Genomic DNA, 625 nt, shown 5'->3' on the forward strand with positions numbered 1-625 from the left:
CTTCGAACGACTTGCGCGGACCGCGCTCGCCGAACGCGGGACGCGAATCATCGCCACGCGGTTTGAACGAGCGACGCTCATCGCCGCCCGATGCGCGTTCACCGCGCGGAGACGGACGGTCTTCGAACGACTTGCGCGGACCGCGCTCGCCGAACGCGGGACGCGAATCATCGCCACGCGGTTTGAACGAGCGACGCTCATCGCCGCCCGATGCGCGATCGCCGCGCGGAGCCGGACGGCCTTCGAACGACTTGCGCGGACCGCGCTCGCCGAACGCGGGACGCGAATCATCGCCACGCGGTTTGAACGAGCGACGCTCATCGCCGCCCGATGCGCGTTCACCGCGCGGAGCCGGACGGCCTTCGAACGACTTGCGCGGTCCACGCTCGCCGAACGCGGGACGCGAATCATCGCCACGCGGTTTGAAAGCACGACGCTCATCGCCACCCGATGCGCGTTCACCGCGCGGAGCCGGACGGCCTTCGAACGACTTGCGCGGTCCACGCTCGCCGAACGCGGGACGCGAATCATCGCCACGCGGTTTGAACGAGCGACGCTCATCGCCGCCCGATGCGCGATCGCCGCGCGGAGCCGGACGGCCTTCGAACGACTTGCGCGGTCCACG

1 pseudogene is annotated in these 625 nt (G+C 69.9%); it reads right to left on the reverse strand.

The window, feature by feature from the left end:
- Positions 1 to 625 (reverse strand): annotated as a pseudogene (locus AWB78_RS42980) (pseudouridine synthase); the annotation flags it as partial.

The sequence above is a fragment of the Caballeronia calidae genome (assembly GCF_900044055.2).
Classification (GTDB): Bacteria; Pseudomonadota; Gammaproteobacteria; order Burkholderiales; family Burkholderiaceae; genus Caballeronia; species Caballeronia calidae.